The 17,104-nt window shown below is 72.0% G+C and carries 11 protein-coding genes; 8 read left to right on the forward strand and 3 right to left on the reverse strand.

Annotation, left to right across the window (positions count from 1 at the left end):
• Window positions 1-31 precede the first annotated feature (31 nt).
• Window positions 32-1,252, reverse strand: coding sequence for a winged helix-turn-helix domain-containing protein (locus ACZ3YL_RS15120; protein WP_465657614.1), 1,221 nt, complete (start codon window positions 1,250-1,252; stop codon window positions 32-34).
• A 165-nt stretch (window positions 1,253-1,417) separates the two neighbouring features.
• Entirely contained in the window at window positions 1,418-1,984 is a 567-nt protein-coding gene (locus ACZ3YL_RS15125) for a GNAT family N-acetyltransferase (RefSeq protein WP_188306606.1), read from the reverse strand.
• Between the two features lie 242 nt (window positions 1,985-2,226).
• Between ACZ3YL_RS15125 and secA the strand changes: the two genes are divergently transcribed.
• Window positions 2,227-4,989: a preprotein translocase subunit SecA gene (secA, locus tag ACZ3YL_RS15130; RefSeq protein WP_188306605.1), complete on the forward strand. Its 2,763-nt coding sequence runs from the start codon at window positions 2,227-2,229 to the stop codon at window positions 4,987-4,989.
• Window positions 4,990-5,084: 95 nt separating this feature from the next.
• Here secA and ACZ3YL_RS15135 read toward each other — a convergent pair whose 3' ends face one another.
• Window positions 5,085-5,618 carry an Rv3235 family protein gene (locus tag ACZ3YL_RS15135; protein ID WP_465657622.1) on the reverse strand — a complete coding sequence of 178 codons (534 nt, stop codon included), beginning with the start codon at window positions 5,616-5,618 and terminating at the stop codon, window positions 5,085-5,087.
• Between the two features lie 348 nt (window positions 5,619-5,966).
• On the opposite strand from ACZ3YL_RS15135, the gene ACZ3YL_RS15140 reads away from it, so the two are divergent.
• From ACZ3YL_RS15140 to ACZ3YL_RS15170, 7 genes are all read left to right on the forward strand, one after another.
• Window positions 5,967-7,178 (forward strand): patatin-like phospholipase family protein, encoded by a 1,212-nt coding sequence (locus ACZ3YL_RS15140; RefSeq protein WP_465657625.1) that lies wholly within the window; start codon window positions 5,967-5,969, stop codon window positions 7,176-7,178.
• Between the two features lie 138 nt (window positions 7,179-7,316).
• Window positions 7,317-7,826, forward strand: coding sequence for a DUF6912 family protein (locus ACZ3YL_RS15145; RefSeq protein WP_465657627.1), 510 nt, complete (start codon window positions 7,317-7,319; stop codon window positions 7,824-7,826).
• 84 nt (window positions 7,827-7,910) lie between these two features.
• A complete protein-coding gene (locus tag ACZ3YL_RS15150) occupies window positions 7,911-8,567 on the forward strand; it encodes an HAD family hydrolase (RefSeq protein WP_465657630.1) in 657 nt (218 codons plus the stop codon).
• Window positions 8,568-8,785: 218 nt separating this feature from the next.
• On the forward strand, window positions 8,786-10,411 hold the full coding sequence (gene pruA, locus ACZ3YL_RS15155; RefSeq protein WP_188305401.1) for an L-glutamate gamma-semialdehyde dehydrogenase: 1,626 nt from the start codon (window positions 8,786-8,788) through the stop codon (window positions 10,409-10,411).
• 286 nt (window positions 10,412-10,697) lie between these two features.
• Window positions 10,698-15,644: an NAD-glutamate dehydrogenase gene (locus ACZ3YL_RS15160; RefSeq protein ID WP_188305398.1), complete on the forward strand. Its 4,947-nt coding sequence runs from the start codon at window positions 10,698-10,700 to the stop codon at window positions 15,642-15,644.
• 201 nt (window positions 15,645-15,845) lie between these two features.
• Complete coding sequence (locus tag ACZ3YL_RS15165) at window positions 15,846-16,673, forward strand: hypothetical protein (RefSeq protein ID WP_188305397.1); 828 nt, start codon at window positions 15,846-15,848, stop codon at window positions 16,671-16,673.
• 104 nt (window positions 16,674-16,777) lie between these two features.
• Window positions 16,778-16,903, forward strand: a complete 126-nt coding sequence (locus ACZ3YL_RS15170; protein WP_262986022.1) for a hypothetical protein — start codon at window positions 16,778-16,780, stop codon at window positions 16,901-16,903.
• Window positions 16,904-17,104 lie beyond the last annotated feature (201 nt).

Raw genomic sequence — 17,104 nt, forward strand, 5'->3', positions numbered from 1 at the left:
GCTCGCCGCCGCACCCGGGCCCGGACGGGGCCTAGTTCGCGAGCAGCTTCTCCAGGGTCGGGCGCAGCCGTTCGTCGTGCAGCGCTCCGACCCGCACTCCGTCGCAGCCGACCCAGGCGGCCGCTTCGCGCAGTGCGGTGGCCAGCACCTCGACGTGCCGGGCGCCCCGGCCTCGCTCGCGCCCGTGCTCGCCGGCGAGCGAGACCTGCCGGGCGACCAGGGTGCGCCCCTCCCGGGCCGGGTCGACCCGGCCGACCAGCCGGCCGCCGGCCAGCAGCGGCATCGCGAAGTAGCCGTGCACCCGCTTGTGCTTGGGGGTGTAGGCCTCCAGCCGGTGGGTCATCCCGAAGATCCGCTCGGTGCGGGCGCGGTCCCAGATCAGTGAGTCGAACGGCGAGAGCAGCGTGGTGCGGTGGCGCCCGCGCGGGGCGGTGGCCAGGGCCGCCGGGTCGGCCCAGGCCGCCGCCCGGGTGCCGCCCGGGCCCCAGCCCGCCACCTCGACCGGGACCAGCCCGGTGTCCGCCAGCACCGCGTCCAACTCCTCGGCACGCAGCCGGTGGTAGTCCAGCAGGTCGGCCCGGGTGGCCACGCCGAGCGCGGCCCCGGCCTGGGCGACCAGGGTGCGCACGCACTCCTCGTCGGACCGGTCCTGACCGAACAGGGCGTCGGGGATGGCCTGTTCGGCCAGTGCGTAGACCCGCTTCCAGCTCCGGCGCTCGGTGCAGACCACGTCCCCGAAGGCCAGCGCCCGCTCCACCGCGATCTTGGTGTCGGACCAGTCCCACCACTCGGAGGTCCGCTTGGCACCGCCCAGCTCGGTGGAGGTCAACGGCCCCTCGGCGCGCAGCCTGTCGAGCACCGCCCGGTACGTCTCGGGCGAGACCTGGTGGCTCCAGAGCTGACCGCGGTCGCGGTAGCGGCGGCGCCGGAAGGCGAACAGCGGCCACTCCTCGACCGGCAGGACGCAGGCCGCGTGCGACCAGTACTCGAAGCTGGTGCCCGCACCCCAGTAGGCCGCCTCGACCGCCGGGCGGCCGACCGCGCCGAGCCGGGCGTACGGCACCAGCTCGTGCGAGCGGGCCAGCACCGAGATGGTGTCCAGCTGGACCGCGCCCAGGTGCCGCAGCACCCCGCGCACCCCGGAGCGGCGGTCGGGCGCGCCCAGCAGGCCCTGGGCGCGCAGGGCGATCCGGCGGGCGTCGTCGGCGCTCAGGACGGTGACGGGGGCGGGCTCGGCGGAGGCGGCGGTCATGCCGGCGAGCGTAGCCGGGGGGACCGACAGCGGGCCCCGGTGCGGGGTCCCGATGCAGGGCCCCGGTTCAGCGCGGGCTTCGTGCGCCTTCGTGCGGCTGGTGCGGCTCGTACGCCTTCGTACGGCTCGTACGGCTCGTGTGGCTTCGTGGGGCCCGGCGCGGGCTCAGTCCAGGTCGGACGGGAGCAGCGAGGCGATCCAGGCGTCGTGGAAGACGCCGCGCTGGTCGGCGTACGACCGCAGGGTGCCCTCGTAGCGGTAGCCGACCCGCTCGGCGACCGCGCGCGAGCCCTCGTTGCCGACGTAGGCGAGCCACTGGAGGCGGCGCAGGCCGAGGTCGGTGAGCGCCCAGCGGGCGACCGCGCGGGCCGCCTCGACGGTGTGGCCGCGGCCGCGCTGCTCCTTCACCGTCCACCAGCCGACCGAGCCGGCGGCCGGGTCGTCCGGCTTGCGGACGACCGCCTGGGTGCCGACCAGGCGGCCCGTCCCGCGTTCGACCACACACCAGATGAACTCGGTGCCCCCGGCCAGCCCGCCGGGGGCCAGGGTGTGGACGAAGAATTCGGCGTCCTCACGGCGGTAGGGGACCGGGACGACCGTCCAGCGCTGGATCTCGGCGTCCTGGCAGGCGGCGAAGATCGCGTCGACGTCCGACTCCTGCGGGGCCCGTAGGACCAGGCGGTCGGTGGTGAGGGTGGGGAGGGAGGCGGGTGCACCCGGTGGTTCTTCCATGGGTGGATTATTCGTCGGCAGCGGGAACGCGGGCATCCGGATATACGGCCAACTCCCCGGTCCTTCGACCGTTTTGCCCCGGTGGGCGATGCTATCGGTCCATGTGCACGCGCGGGTGACACGGGAATACCGTGCTGACGCACCTCCCGGCGCGTTGGACTCCTCGCATACGATGGCCCGTGCGGTGGGGTGGACCCCCCGTGCAGTCGTCCAGTGCCAATACAGGCAAGGAGCCCGCTCAAGTGTCCGTCTTCGACAAGATCCTGCGCGCCGGCGAAGGCAAGATCCTTCGCAAGCTGCAGCGGATTGCTGCCCAGGTCAACTCCATCGAAGAGGACTTCGTCAACCTCACCGACGCCGAGCTGCGCGCGCTGACCGACGAGTACAAGCAGCGACTCGTGGATGGCGAGTCCCTGGACGACATCCTCCCCGAGGCGTTCGCCACCGTCCGCGAGGCGGCCAAGCGCGTGCTCGGCCAGCGGCACTACGACGTCCAGATCATGGGTGGCGCGGCCCTGCACCTCGGTTACGTCGCCGAGATGCGCACCGGTGAGGGCAAGACCCTCGTCGGCACCCTGCCGACGTACCTGAACGCGCTGACCGGCAAGGGCGTTCACCTGATCACCGTCAACGACTACCTCGCCGAGCGCGACTCGGAGTGGATGGGCCGGGTGCACCGCTTCCTCGGCCTCGAAGTGGGCGTGATCCTGGGCAACATGACGCCCGCCGAGCGCAAGCGCCAGTACGCGATGGACATCACGTACGGCACCAACAACGAGTTCGGCTTCGACTACCTGCGCGACAACATGGCCTGGTCGAAGGACGAACTCGTCCAGCGCGGGCACAACTTCGCGGTCGTCGACGAGGTCGACTCGATCCTCATCGACGAGGCCCGCACCCCGCTGATCATCTCCGGCCCGGCGGACCAGGCGACCAAGTGGTACGCCGACTTCGCCAAGCTGGTGCTGCGCCTGAAGATCGACCGCGACTACGAGGTCGACGAGAAGAAGCGCACCGTCGGCGTCCTGGAGGAGGGTGTCACCCGGGTCGAGGACTACCTCGGCATCGACAACCTCTACGAGTCGGTGAACACCCCGCTCGTCGGCTTCCTGAACAACGCCATCAAGGCCAAGGAGCTGTACAAGAAGGACAAGGACTACGTCGTCATGAACGGCGAAGTCATGATCGTCGACGAGCACACCGGCCGCATCCTGGCCGGTCGCCGCTACAACGAGGGCATGCACCAGGCGATCGAGGCCAAGGAGGGGGTGGAGGTCCAGAACGAGAACCAGACCCTGGCCACCATCACCCTGCAGAACTTCTTCCGGCTGTACGACAAGCTGTCCGGCATGACCGGTACCGGCACCACCGAGGCCGCCGAGTTCCACCAGATCTACAAGCTCGGCGTGGTGCCGATCCCGACCAACAAGACGCCGCTGCGCATCGACCAGCCCGACCTGATCTACAAGTCGGAGCCGGCCAAGTTCGCCGCCGTGGTCGAGGACATCGCCGAGAAGCACGAGAAGGGCCAGCCGGTGCTGGTCGGCACCGTGTCGGTCGAGAAGTCCGAGTACCTGTCGCAGGAGCTGCGCAAGCGCGGCATCCCGCACGAGGTGCTGAACGCCAAGCACCACGAGCGCGAGGCGCAGATCGTCGCCCAGGCCGGCCGCAAGGGCGCCGTCACCGTCGCCACCAACATGGCCGGCCGTGGCACCGACATCATGCTCGGCGGCAACCCGGACCACCTGGCGGCGGCCGAGCTGGCTCAGCGCGGGCTCTCCTCCGTGGACAACCCGGAGGAGTACGAGGCCGAGTTCCCGGCCGCGCTGGAGAAGGCCAAGGCCTCGGTCAAGGCCGAGCAGGACGAGGTCAAGGAGGCCGGCGGCCTCTACGTCCTCGGCACCGAGCGGCACGAGTCCCGCCGGATCGACAACCAGCTGCGCGGCCGCTCCGGCCGTCAGGGCGACCCGGGCGAGTCCCGCTTCTACCTGTCGCTGGGCGACGATCTGATGCGCCTGTTCAAGGCCGGCATGGTCGAGCGCGTGCTCTCGATGGCCAACGTGCCCGAGGACGTGCCGATCGAGTCCAAGATGGTCACCCGCGCGATCGCCTCCGCGCAGACCCAGGTCGAGCAGCAGAACTTCGAGATCCGCAAGAACGTCCTGAAGTACGACGAGGTGCTCAACCGCCAGCGCGAGGTCATCTACGGCGAGCGCCGCCGCGTGCTGGAGGGCGAGGACCTGCAGGAGCAGGTCGGCCACTTCATGGACGACACCGTCGAGGCCTACGTCAAGGCGGCCACCGGCGAGGGCTTCGAGGACGACTGGGACCTCGACAAGCTCTGGACGGCGTTCAAGCAGCTCTACCCGATCACCCTGGACCTGGCGGAGCTGGAGGAGGAGGTCGGCGGTCCGGCCGGCCTGACCCCCGAGTTCCTGATCAAGGTCGTCCAGGAGGACATCCAGGCGCAGTACGGCGCCCGCGAGGACACGCTCGGCGAGGAGATCCTGCGCGAGCTGGAGCGCCGCGTGGTGCTCTCGGTGCTGGACCGCCGCTGGCGCGAGCACCTCTACGAGATGGACTACCTCCAGGAGGGCATCGGCCTGCGGGCCATGGCGCAGCGCGACCCGCTGGTCGAGTACCAGCGCGAGGGCTTCGACATGTTCACCGCGATGATGGAGGGCATCAAGGAGGAGTCCGTCGCCTACCTGTTCAACCTGGAGGTCCAGGTCGAGCAGCAGGTCGAGGAGGTGCCGGTGGCGGACGCCGAGGTGCTGCTCGACAAGCTGGAGAAGGACGCCGCCCGCCCGGAGATCAAGGCCAAGGGCCTGGAGGCCCCGAAGCCCCAGCGGCTGCACTACACGGCCCCCTCGGAGGAGGTCGGCGGCGGTGTGGTCGAGGGCGACTTCGAGGACGCCGTGCCGGACGACGAGGGTGACGGGCTGACCCGCGCCGAGCGCCGCAAGGCCGCCAAGTCGGCCAAGGGCCGCCGCCGCAAGGGCTGAGCCCGCCGCAGGACGCCGCACAGGGCGCTGCTCCCGTACCGGGGCGGCGCCCTGCGCCGTCCCGTGCCCCGTGGTCGTCCTGTGCGCCGTGGTCGTCATCGGGCCTCCACGGCGGTGCACTGCCACTGGCCGGCCGGGCCGCGCTGCTCCAGCCGGAAGGCCACCATGTGGTGCCGACGGCCGAGGTCGACCCGTACGCAGGCCTCGACGGCGTCGGGTGAGGGTGACCGGTCGTGCACCGGGCCGAGCCGGGGCCGGTCGGCGGGGCCGCCGCGGCGCAGCGCACCGGCCCGGACCAGCGAGGCGAGCTGCCCGTAGCCGTCCAGGCTGGTGTGCCGCATCAGCTGGCCGGAGGGCCGGGCGCCGGTGAGCACCTCGACCAGCTGGTGGGCGAACCGGGCGGCGAGCGCCCGTGCGTCGTGCCGGACCGGCGCGGCGGTGCCGGGAGTGCCAGGAGCGCCGGGAGTGCCGGCGGCGTCGGCACAGGCGGCGCGCGGGTGGCGCGGCCGGCGCCCGGCCGGGTCGCAGCCGCCGGAGGCGCGGACCCGGCGGTGCGGGCGGGCGGCGAGGTGGGCGGCGGGATGGGTGGTGTGGTGGGCGCTGTGGTGGGTGGTGGGGCGGATGGTCACGGTGGCTCCCGGCAAGGGTGGTGCGAGTACGGACGGGTCAAGGCTGGCGGCGGTGATCACGAGCGGCAACGCGATTTCGGGCGGCTCGGGGCCCGGCGTGAAGTTCACCTATCCGGGTGAGTCGGCCAGTGCGGTGACGGGCCCGGCGATCGTTCCGGCGGCGCCCGGTTGACGTGCGGGGACGGGCCGTACGGCCCGAAAGGGGACGCCCGGGTACGGCGGACCGGGTGGCCCGGCCCCGGGCTCCCGTTGCGCCGCCCGGCCGTCCACGCGCACCATCGGAGCCTGACCCGATCCCCACGACGACGGGCGGCCGGGATGACGACAGTCGGGACGACCCCACGGGCGGTGGCTTCGCCGAGCCCGACCGCCGGGGGCGCACTCCGGCGCGGGCTGGTGCTGGGCGGCGGCGGGATGCTCGGCGCGGCCTGGACGGTCGGTGCGCTCTGCGCCGTCGAGGAGGCCACCGGACACCGGCCGGGCGAGGCGGACGTGCTGCTGGGCACCTCGGCGGGCGCGATCCTGGCCGCGCTGCTGGCCGGGGGCGTGCGCCCCGAGCAGCTGCGCGACCACCAGCGCGGCCTGCCGATCACCGAGGGCCCGCTGGCCGGGGTGGCGTTCGACTACGAGACGGCGGTGGGCGGCGCGCTGCCGCCCCGCCCCCGGGCCGGGATCGGCTCGCCCGACCTGCTGCGGGACGCCGTCCGGCACCCGCGCGAGTACCCGCTGCTGACCATGGTCTCGGCGATGGCGCCGCACGGCCGCGGCTCGCTGGCCCCGGTCGGCGAGCTGGTGCGCGGGCTGCTCGGCCCGGGCGGCTGGTCGACGCAGGGAGCGGCGGGCCCCGGCGCGGAGACCCCGGGCGCGGACGATCCCGGTGGTGAGGGCCCCGGTGGTGAGGGACCCGGTGACGAGGCCCCCGGCGACGAGGGACCCGGTGACGAGGCCCCCGGTGACGACAGCCCCGGCGCCGTGGCGCCGAGCCCGGCCGCCGCGCCGCTGCGGGTGGCCGCCGTGGACTACCGCAGCGGCCACCGGGTGGTCTTTGGTGACCCGGACGCCCCGGCCGTCCCGGTGGCCGACGCCGTGATGGCCTCCTGCGCGATCCCCGGCTGGTTCGCCCCGGTGCGCCTGGACGGCTCGGCGTACGTGGACGGCGGCTGCTGGTCGGCCACCAACGCCGACCTGCTGCTCGGCCGCGGCCTGGACGAGGTGTACGTGCTCGCCCCGATGGCCCTGCGGTTGGGCCCGCGGGCCGAGCGCCCCGACCGCGGCACCCTGGCCGTGCTGCGCGAGTGGCGGGTCCGGGACCGCCCGCGCGGCGTGCTGGCCCAGCTGGTCAGCCGCTACCGGCGCGCGGTGACCCGGCAGCTGCTGCGCGAGGCCGCGCTGCTGCGGGCCGAGGGCGTCCGGGTGCGGCTGCTCGCGCCGAACCTGGCCGACCTGGCGGTGATGGGCCCGAACCTGATGGACCCGGCCCGCCGCGGCGAGGTGCTGGAGAGCGCCCTGCGGAGCAGCCGGGAGGCGCTGGGCGCCGGGCGCGGGCCCGGCCCGAGGTGATCACGGGCGGCCCGGCGGCGCTTATTCTTGGGGCGCTGGATGCTGTGCCGTTGGACGACCACCCCGTTGGACGACCGTCCCGCTGGACGAACCCCCTGCTGGACGAACCCCCGCTGGACGAACCGGAGAGTGCCACCGATGCGCGTGTACGTGCCCACCACCCTGACCGGCCTGGCGGCGGCGCACGAGGGCGGCGCCCTGGAGCAGTCCGCCGCGTACGCCGTGACGCCCGCACTGCGCGAGTGGTACGTGAGTGACGACCTGGAGGAGCTGGAGTACGCGGCGTTGAACCGGGCCGCGCAGTCCTCGCTGCGGCTGCTGGCGGCCGACCCCGACTCCCCGCGCCGGCGCGTCGTGGTGGCGCTGGACGTGGCCGACTCGGCGGTGCGGCCCTTCCCCGGCGACGAGTACCAGGACCAGGCCTCGCTCGGCCGGGTGGTGCTGGCCGGCCCGGTGAAGCTGGCGAAGGCCGCCTCGGTGCACGCCGACGTGGCCGATGACGAGGTGGTCGAGGATGTCGCGGCGGCGGTGGCGGCGGTGGCCGCGGCCGACGCGGGCGACCAGGACGCCCAGTTCACCGTGGACGGCGCGGAGGACCACGACCTGCTCTGGTACGCGACCCAGGAGATCCCCGCGCTGCTGGCCTGAGACCGCAGTCCGGGCGCGGCCCGGCCCGCCGGGGTGAGGATCGTCCTACCGGCGTGTCGGCCGTTCGGGTTACCGTTTGATCCCGTGCGCACTCACATCGTTTGGGACTGGAACGGCACCCTCTTCCACGACATGGACGCGGTCCTCGGCGCGAGCAACGCCGCGTTCGCGACCATCGGCGTCGGCCCGATGACCATGCAGGAGTACCGGGAGCAGTACGAGATCCCGATCCCCCGCTTCTACGAGCGTCTGCTCGGCCGGATGCCCTCCGCGGAGGAGTGGCTGCGGCTGGACGACGCCTTCCAGGACCGCTACCGCGAGCTCAGCCCGACCTGTGGCCTGACCGAGGGCGTGCCCGAGCTGTTGGCGGGCTGGCGGGAGGCCGGGCACAGCCAGTCGCTGCTGTCGATGTACGTGCACGACAAGCTGGTGCCGCTGGTCGACTCCTTCGGTCTGACCGGCAGCTTCCTGCGGGTGGACGGCCGCAGCGGCCCGTCCGGCGGTCAGAAGGCGGAACAGCTGACGCGGCACCTGGCCGAGCTCGGCGAGTGGGTCGACCCGGCCCGTACGGTGCTGATCGGCGACGCGGCGGACGACGCCCTGGCGGCGCTGCACGCGGGGGCCCACGCGGTGCTGTACACCGGCGGCTCGCACACCCGGGAGAAGCTGGAGCCGGTCGGTGTCCCGGTGGTGGACAGCCTGGCCGAGGCGGTCGAGCTGGCGGGCCGGCTGGCGGGCTGAGCCGGGCCGTCCCGAACGGCGGACGTGGCGGGCGCCACGTCCGCCGTTGGCGTGTCTGGACGGGCGGATCGGTCCGGGCCTGGTCAGGCTGGTGTCGAACCCCAGCCCGAGCCCGAGCCCAACCCGAGCCCGAGCCCAACCCGAGCCCGAGCCCGACACCTCAGCCCGCACCCCCCGGCCCGAACCCGAGCCGCCGCCAGGACGGAGCCGCCATGCCCATCGACGCAGTCACCGAGGTGCCGACCCCGGTCAACGAGCCGGTGCGCGGGTATGCGCCCGGCAGCCCGGAGCGGGACCGGCTGGTCCGGCGGCTGGACGAGCTGGCCGCCGAGCAGATCCCGCTGCCGATGACCATCGGCGGCGAGCAGCGCTTCGGCAGCGGCGAGCGGATCGACGTCGTCCAGCCGCACCACCACGCGGCCAAGCTGGGTGTGCTCGGCAACGCCACCCGGGAGGACGCCCGGCTGGCGGTGGACGCGGCGCTGGCGGCCGGGCGGCAGTGGCGCTCGCTCTCCTTCGACGACCGGGCGGCGGTCTTCCTGCGCGCCGCCGACCTGCTGGCCGGGCCGTGGCGGGAGACGCTCAACGCGGCGACGATGCTGGGCCAGTCCAAGACCGCGCAGCAGGCCGAGATCGACTCCGCCTGCGAGCTGATCGACTTCTGGCGGTTCAACGTCGGGTTCGCCCGGCAGGTCCTGGCGGAGCAGCCGATCTCCTCCCCGGGGGTGTGGAACCGGGTCGACCACCGCCCGCTGGAAGGTTTCGTCTACGCGGTCACCCCGTTCAACTTCACCGCGATCGCCGGCAACCTGCCCACCGCCCCTGCGCTGATGGGCAACACCGTGGTCTGGAAGCCCGCGCCGACCCAGACCCTGGCCGCGTACCACCTGATGCGGCTGCTGGAGGCGGCCGGTCTGCCGCCCGGGGTGATCAACCTGGTCACCGGCGACGGCCTTCAGGTCTCCCCGGTGGCGCTCGCCGACCCGGCCTTCGCCGGGCTGCACTTCACCGGCTCGACCGCGACCTTCCAGTCGCTCTGGCAGACGATCGGCGCGAACATCGGCGGCTACCGGACGTACCCGAGGATCGTCGGGGAGACCGGCGGCAAGGACTTCCTGCTGGCCCACCGCTCGGCGGACCCGGAGATCCTGCGGACCGCGATGATCCGCGGGGCCTTCGAGTACCAGGGCCAGAAGTGCTCGGCGCTCTCCCGCGCCTACCTGCCGCGCAGCCTCTGGCTGAAGATCAAGGACGACTTCCTGGCCGAGGTGGACGCCCTGACGGTGGGCGACGTCACCGACCTGTCGAACTTCATGGGCGCCCTGATCGACCAGCGGGCCTTCGAGCGGAACCGGATCGCGATCGAGCGGGCGAAGGCGGATCCGACCGTCGAACTGGTGGCCGGCGGCCAGTACGACGACGCGATCGGCTGGTTCGTCCGGCCGACCGTGCTGGTCTCCTCCGACCACCGGGGCGAGATCTTCCGCACCGAGTACTTCGGCCCGATCCTGGCCGTCCACGTCTACGAGGACTCCCGCTGGGACGACGTGCTCGGCCGGGTCGACTCGGGCGCCCCGTACGGCCTGACCGGCGCGGTGATCGCCCAGGACCGTTACGCCATCGCCCAGGCGGTGGAGGCGCTGCGCTTCACCGCCGGGAACTTCTACATCAACGACAAGCCGACCGGTGCCGTCGTCGGCCAGCAGCCCTTCGGCGGCTCCCGGGCGTCCGGGACCAACGACAAGGCGGGCGCCGCGCAGAACCTGCTGCGCTGGACCTCGGCCCGGGCGATCAAGGAGACCTTCGTCCCGCCGACCCGGCACGGTTACCCGCATATGGGCTGAAAGCGAACATGGCACTCCGGTTTGGACATGGTGTCCAGGACGGACCCGACATCCTGCGGGATTGCGCCTCCCTGTCCCTGTGCACCTTCGATTGATCCGGTTAGGCTGGCTGACGTCGTCGGGTGGCTTGCAGGACGAACGAAACGTCCTACCCGCTGGGAGGGCGTTTCATGCGTGCCATGAGCCCCTTTCAGTCGGACGGTGCGGCAGGATTGCGAGCGACCCGTCGGTGTACACCCACACACCACCGAGTCACGCAACGGCGCGCGACAGGAGCCAAGAAGTCATGCAGACCAAGCTGGACGCAGCCAAGGCCGAACTGCTCAAGAAGGCAGCCGTAGCCGCTGAGAACAGCCAGGTGGGGGGAGCGGCGCCTGGGGAGGGTCTGAGCAACGGCGCTCTGACCGCGTACCTGCACCACTACTACCTGCACACCGCGCCCGAGGACCTGGTCGACCGCGACCCGGTCGACGTGTACGGCGCGGCCGCCTCCCACTACCGCCTGGGCCTCAAGCGCCCCCAGGGCACCGCCGAGGTGCGGGTCCAGACCCCCTCGGTGGAGGAGAACGGCTGGTCCTGCGGCCACACCGTGGTCGAGGTCGTCACCGACGACATGCCCTTCCTGGTCGACTCCGTCACCAACGAGCTGTCCCGCCAGGACCGCGCGATCCACATCGTGATCCACCCCCAGCTGGTCGTCCGCCGTGACATCACCGGCAAGCTGCTGGAGATCCTGGACGTCGACGCCTGCGCCCGCAGCCAGGCCGCCGGCACCGAGTGGCCCGCCGACGCGACTGTCGAGTCGTGGATGCACATCGAGATCGACCGCGAGACCGACCGCGACGACCTCCACAGCATCGAGACCAACCTGCGCCGCGTGCTCGGCGACGTCCGCGAGGTCGTCGAGGACTGGGGCAAGATGCGCGACAGCTCGCTGCGCCTGGCCGACGAGCTGGCCGAGGAGCCCCCGGCCGGCCTGGCCGAGCAGGAGGTCGGCGAGGCCTGGGAGCTGATGCGCTGGCTCGCCGACGACCACTTCACCTTCCTCGGCTACCGCGAGTACGACCTGGTCGAGCACGAGGGCGAAGAGGTCCTCAAGGCCGTCGCCGGGACGGGCCTGGGCATCCTGCGCTCCGACCCGCACAGCCACGACGACCGCCACCACTCGGTCTCCGAGGCCTTCGGCCGGCTCTCCGCCCCGGTCCGCGCCAAGGCCCACGAGAAGAAGCTGCTGGTCCTCACCAAGGCCAACAGCCGCTCCACCGTGCACCGCCCGGCCTACCTGGACTACGTCGGCGTCAAGAAGTTCAACGCCGCCGGCGAGCCGACCGGCGAGCGCCGCTTCCTCGGCCTGTTCTCCTCCGCCGCCTACACCGAGTCGGTCACCCGCATCCCGGTCGTGCGCCGCAAGGTCGAGGAGGTGCTGGACGACTCCGGCTTCTCCAGCGAGAGCCACGACGGCCGCGACCTGCTGCAGATCATGGAGACCTTCCCGCGCGACGAGATCTTCCAGACCTCGGCCGGCGAGCTGCTCTCCATCGCCACCAGCGTGCTCTACCTGCAGGAGCGCCGTAAGCTGCGCCTCTTCCTGCGCCAGGACGAGTACGGGCGCTACTTCTCCGCCTTCATCTACCTGCCGCGCGACCGCTACACCACGCGCATCCGGCTGCTGCTCACCGACATCCTCAAGGAAGAGCTGAACGGCGCCACCATCGACTACACGGTGTACGCCACCGAGTCGGTGCTGACCCGTCTGCACTTCGTGGTCCGGGTCGCCCCGGGCACCGAACTGCCCCGGCTCACCGACTCCGACATCGAGCGGATCGAGAACCGGCTGGCCGAGGCCGCCCGGTTCTGGATGGACGGCTTCCACGACCAGCTGCACACCGAACTGGGCGAGGAGAAGGCCGCCGAGCTCGGCCACAAGTACGCCAACGCCTTCCCCGACGGCTACCGCGCCGACTTCCCGCCGCGCACCGCCGTCTCGGACATCAAGCAGATCGAGGCGCTGCACGGCGAGGGCGACTTCCGCCTGAACCTGTACCAGCCGGTCGGCGCGGGCGACGACGAGCGCCGCTTCAAGATCTACCGGGTCGGCGGCCCGATCTCGCTCAGCGAGGTCCTGCCCGTCCTGCAGCGCCTGGGCGTCGAGGTGCTGGACGAGCACCCGTACGCGCTGCGCCGCTCCGACGGCACCACCGCGTGGGTGTACGACTTCGGCCTGAAGCTGCGCGAGGCCACCGAGCTCACCGACGAGGCCCGCGAGCGCTTCCAGGAGACCTTCGCGGCGACCTGGACCGGCAAGGCCGAGAACGACGGCTTCAACGAGCTGGTCCTCACCGCCGGGCTGAACTGGCGCCAGGCGATGGTGCTGCGCGCGTACGCCAAGTACCTGCGCCAGGCGGGCTCCACGTTCTCCCAGGACTACATGGAGGACGCGCTCCGCAACAACACCCACACCACCCGGCTGCTGGTCAACCTGTTCGAGGCCCGGCTGAGCCCGAGCCACCAGCTGGGCGCCGCCGAGCTGACCGAGGGCATCCTGGAGGAGCTGGCCGGCGCGCTCGACGAGGTCGTCTCGCTGGACGAGGACCGCATCCTGCGCTCCTTCCTGCACCTCATCAAGGCCACCCTGCGGACCAACTTCTTCCAGCACGACGGCACCGGCGAGTGGCACTCCTACGTGTCGATGAAGTTCGACCCGAAGGCCATCCCGGACCTCCCGGCCCCGCGCCCGGCGTTCGAGATCTGGGTCTACTCGCCGCAGGTCGAGGGCGTGCACCTGCGCTTCGGCAAGGTCGCCCGCGGCGGTCTGCGCTGGTCCGACCGGCGCGAGGACTTCCGCACCGAGATCCTCGGCCTGGTCAAGGCCCAGATGGTCAAGAACACCGTCATCGTCCCGGTCGGCGCCAAGGGCGGCTTCGTCGCCAAGCAGCTGCCGGACCCGTCGGTGGACCGCGACGCCTGGCTGGCCGAGGGCATCTCCTCGTACAAGACCTTCATCTCGGCGCTGCTCGACATCACCGACAACCTGGTGGCCGGCGAGGTCGTCCACCCGGCCGACGTGGTCCGCCACGACGAGGACGACACCTACCTGGTCGTCGCCGCCGACAAGGGCACCGCGACCTTCTCCGACATCGCCAACGGCGTCGCGGAGTCGTACGGCTTCTGGCTGGGCGACGCCTTCGCCTCCGGCGGCTCGGCCGGCTACGACCACAAGGGCATGGGCATCACCGCCCGCGGCGCCTGGGAGTCGGTCAAGCGCAACTTCCGCGAACTCGGCGTCGACACCCAGTCCGAGGACTTCACCGTCGTCGGCATCGGCGACATGTCCGGCGACGTCTTCGGCAACGGCATGCTGCTCAGCGAGCACATCCGGCTGGTCGCGGCCTTCGACCACCGCCACATCTTCCTGGACCCGAACCCGGACGCGGCCGTCTCGTACGCCGAGCGCCGCCGGCTGTTCGACCTGCCGCGCAGCTCCTGGGACGACTACGACAAGTCGCTGATCTCGGCCGGCGGCGGGGTCTTCCCGCGCAGTGCCAAGTCGATCCAGGTCAGCGCGTCGGTCCGGGCCGCGCTGGGCATCCAGGAGACCCGCCTGACCCCGGCCGAGCTGATGAAGGCGATCCTCCAGGCGCCGGTCGACCTGTTCTGGAACGGCGGCATCGGCACCTACGTCAAGGCCTCCACCGAGACCAACGCCGAGGTCGGGGACAAGGCCAACGACGCCATCCGGGTCAACGGCGAGCAGGTCCGGGCCCGGGTCATCGGCGAGGGCGGCAACCTCGGCTGCACCCAGCTCGGCCGCATCGAGTACGCGGCCACCGGCGGCCCCGAGCGCACCGGCGGCTGGATCAACACCGACGCCATCGACAACTCGGCGGGTGTGGACACCTCGGACCACGAGGTCAACATCAAGATCCTGCTCAACCAGGTGGTCGCCGAGGGCGACATGACGGTCAAGCAGCGCAACGCCCTGCTCGCCGAGATGACCGACGAGGTCGGCCGCCTGGTGCTGCGCAACAACTACGCGCAGAACGTGGTGCTGGCCAACGCCGTCGCCCAGGCGCACAGCATGGTCAACGTCCACGCGCGGATGATCAACCGCTTCGAGCGGGCCGGCCAGCTCGACCGCGGGCTGGAGTTCCTGCCCGCCGAGCGCCAGATCCGTGAGCGCCAGCAGAGCGGCCGCGGCCTGTCGCAGCCGGAGATGTCCGTCCTGCTCGCCTACACCAAGATCATCCTGGCCGAGGAGCTGCTGGCCACCGACCTGCCGGACGACCCGTACTTCCGCACCGCGCTGCACGAGTACTTCCCGAGCGCGCTGCGGGCGAGGTTCGCCGACGCGATCGACAACCACGCGCTGCGCCGCGAGATCATCACCACGCTGATCGTCAACGACACGATCAACCGCGGTGGTTGCACCTTCGCCTTCCGCCTGAAGGAGGAGACCGGCGCGACCTACGAGGAGATCGCCCGGACGCACACCGCCGCGCGGGCCGTCTTCGGCCTGGAGGAGATCTGGGCCGAGATCGAGGGCCTGGACAACAAGGTCCCGGCCCGGATCCAGACCAAGATGCGGCTGCACTCGCGGCGCCTGGTCGAGCGCGCCACCCGGTGGATGCTCAACAACCGCCGCCAGCCGCTCGACATCGCCGGCACCATCGAGTTCTTCCACGACCGGGTCCACCAGGTCTGGGGCTCGCTGCCCAAGCCGCTGCGCGGCGAGGACCTCGCCTGGTTCGAGAAGATCCAGGGCGAGCTCGCCGCGGCCGGCGTGCCGGACGAGCTGGTCACCCGGATCGCCGGGCTGTCCTCCGTCTTCCCGACCCTGGACATCACCGAGGTCGCGGACCGCTCCGGCAAGGACGTCGCCGAGGTCGCCGAGCTGTACTACGACCTGGGCGACCGCCTGCAGATCTCGCACCTGCTCGACCGCATCATCGACCTGCCCCGCACCGACCGCTGGTCGTCGATGGCCCGGGCCGCGATCCGCGAGGACCTCTTCGCGGCGCACGCGGCGCTGACCGCCGACATCCTGGCCTGCGGCCCCGAGGGCGCCACCCCCGAGGAGCGCTACAACGCCTGGGCGGACCTCAACTCCACCCTGCTGAACCGCGCCAAGGCCACCCTCGACGACATAAGGGGTTCGGACAACTTCGAGCTGTCCAGCCTCTCGGTCGCGATGCGCGTCATCCGCACCCTGCTGCGCACCGGCTCGATGCGCTGACGGACGGCTGTCCGTCAGGCTGTTCGTCAGGCTGTTCGTGGGGTTGCTCGGACGGTTTGTTCGGAAGACTGTTCGGAAAGTTGTTCGGAAGGGCCCGCGTCTGAGGATGCGGGCCCTTCCGCGTACCCCCGGAAAACCGATTGTGGGTCGTGGGCGCGCCTTCGGTACGGTGATCGCGAACGAACTTCTGGGGGGAACGACATGGGGAAGAACCGGGGACCGGTCCGCGCGGTGGGCGTGGGCGTCTCGGTGGTGCTGCTGGTCGCCGGAGCGGCGGCCTGCGGCAACGACGACAAGAAGGACGCGAAGGCGGGCGCCACGGCGGCGACCTCGGCCGCGCCCAGCAGCAAGGGGCCGGAGGCCTTCGCGGCGGCCGGTTATCGCGGGCTGAAGCCGCTGATGGCGAAGGACGCAGGGCTGGCCACCGGTGCGCTGGAGGCCGCTCCGGTCTCACTGCTCGACGGCTGCACCGACTTCGTCTACCAGGGCGGCCCCGCGCCCGACAAGACCCGGATGGACGCCGAGGCGGCCACCGAGGCCCGCTACAAGGACCTCAACGCCAAGGCGGACGCGGCGGCGGGCAAGGCACCCGCCCCGGCCGGCACCCTGCCGCCCGGCGCCTCCGCCAAGGACGCCGCCGCTGCCGCGGCCGGCTCGGCCGCCGGGGCCAAGGACTCGGCCGCCACCGCCAAGCTGATGGCCGACGCCACCCAGTCCATCGCGGACATGTGGGTGGCCCGCGAGGCCAGGGACAAGGCGTTCCTGGCCACCGGCCGGGTCTCCTTCGCCGCCACCGGCCTGCGCGAGCTGGTCGCCCCGGCCGAGGCGAAGACCGCCGAGGGCATCGGCGCCGGCTCCACCCTGGACGACCTCCAGCAGGCGTACGGCGCCAAGGGCCTCCAGCTGGCCAAGAGCGGCAAGTACGAGTTGCCGGTCGAGGGGCAGCAGGGCTGGAAGTGGGAGTTCACCGTGGACGGCGGCAAGGTCGCCGGGATGGCCGTGGCGAACCGCGACATCAAGTGCGTCTGACCGGCTGACGGTCCGCCCCGGGCCCCGACGAACCCTCCGGTTCGTCGGGGCCCGCTGGTTTCCGGTACTGGGGAACCCGGTGTGATGAGCGGACAGGTGGGGGTGTGGAACTGTCACAGCGGGGCCGATTGAGGGACAGCGGCCAGGCCAAGCGCGGCGACGTCCTGTCCTTCAGCGCCATCCAGCAGCGGGCGGTGGTGGACCACAAGGGCGACCTCCCCAAGGGCTGACCGGCCTACGCCGTAACGAGTCGCCCCCTTCTCCCGGGTCCTTTACGGAAGGGGTGACAGCGCGGCCGGATCCCCGGTCACCGGAGGCCGGGCGGGGGACAACCGGTGCCGGCTGCGGGGTGTCGAAGACGTGGGCCTCGGAGCGGACGGTGCCGTCGGCCATCCGTACGGTGTCGACGCGGTAGTACCCGGCGTCCTTCA

Source organism: Kitasatospora sp. NPDC023176, from assembly GCF_055560495.1.

Bases quoted from the DNA above. Each gene is read 5' to 3' on its own strand.
- ACZ3YL_RS15120 (WP_465657614.1), bottom strand. From the start codon at position 1,252: ATGACCGCCGCCTCCGCCGAGCCCGCCCCCGTCACCGTCCTGAGCGCC.
- ACZ3YL_RS15125 (WP_188306606.1), bottom strand. From the start codon at position 1,984: ATGGAAGAACCACCGGGTGCACCCGCCTCCCTCCCCACCCTCACCACC.
- ACZ3YL_RS15145 (WP_465657627.1), top strand. From the start codon at position 7,317: ATGCGCGTGTACGTGCCCACCACCCTGACCGGCCTGGCGGCGGCGCAC.
- ACZ3YL_RS15160 (WP_188305398.1), top strand. From the start codon at position 10,698: ATGCAGACCAAGCTGGACGCAGCCAAGGCCGAACTGCTCAAGAAGGCA.
- ACZ3YL_RS15165 (WP_188305397.1), top strand. From the start codon at position 15,846: ATGGGGAAGAACCGGGGACCGGTCCGCGCGGTGGGCGTGGGCGTCTCG.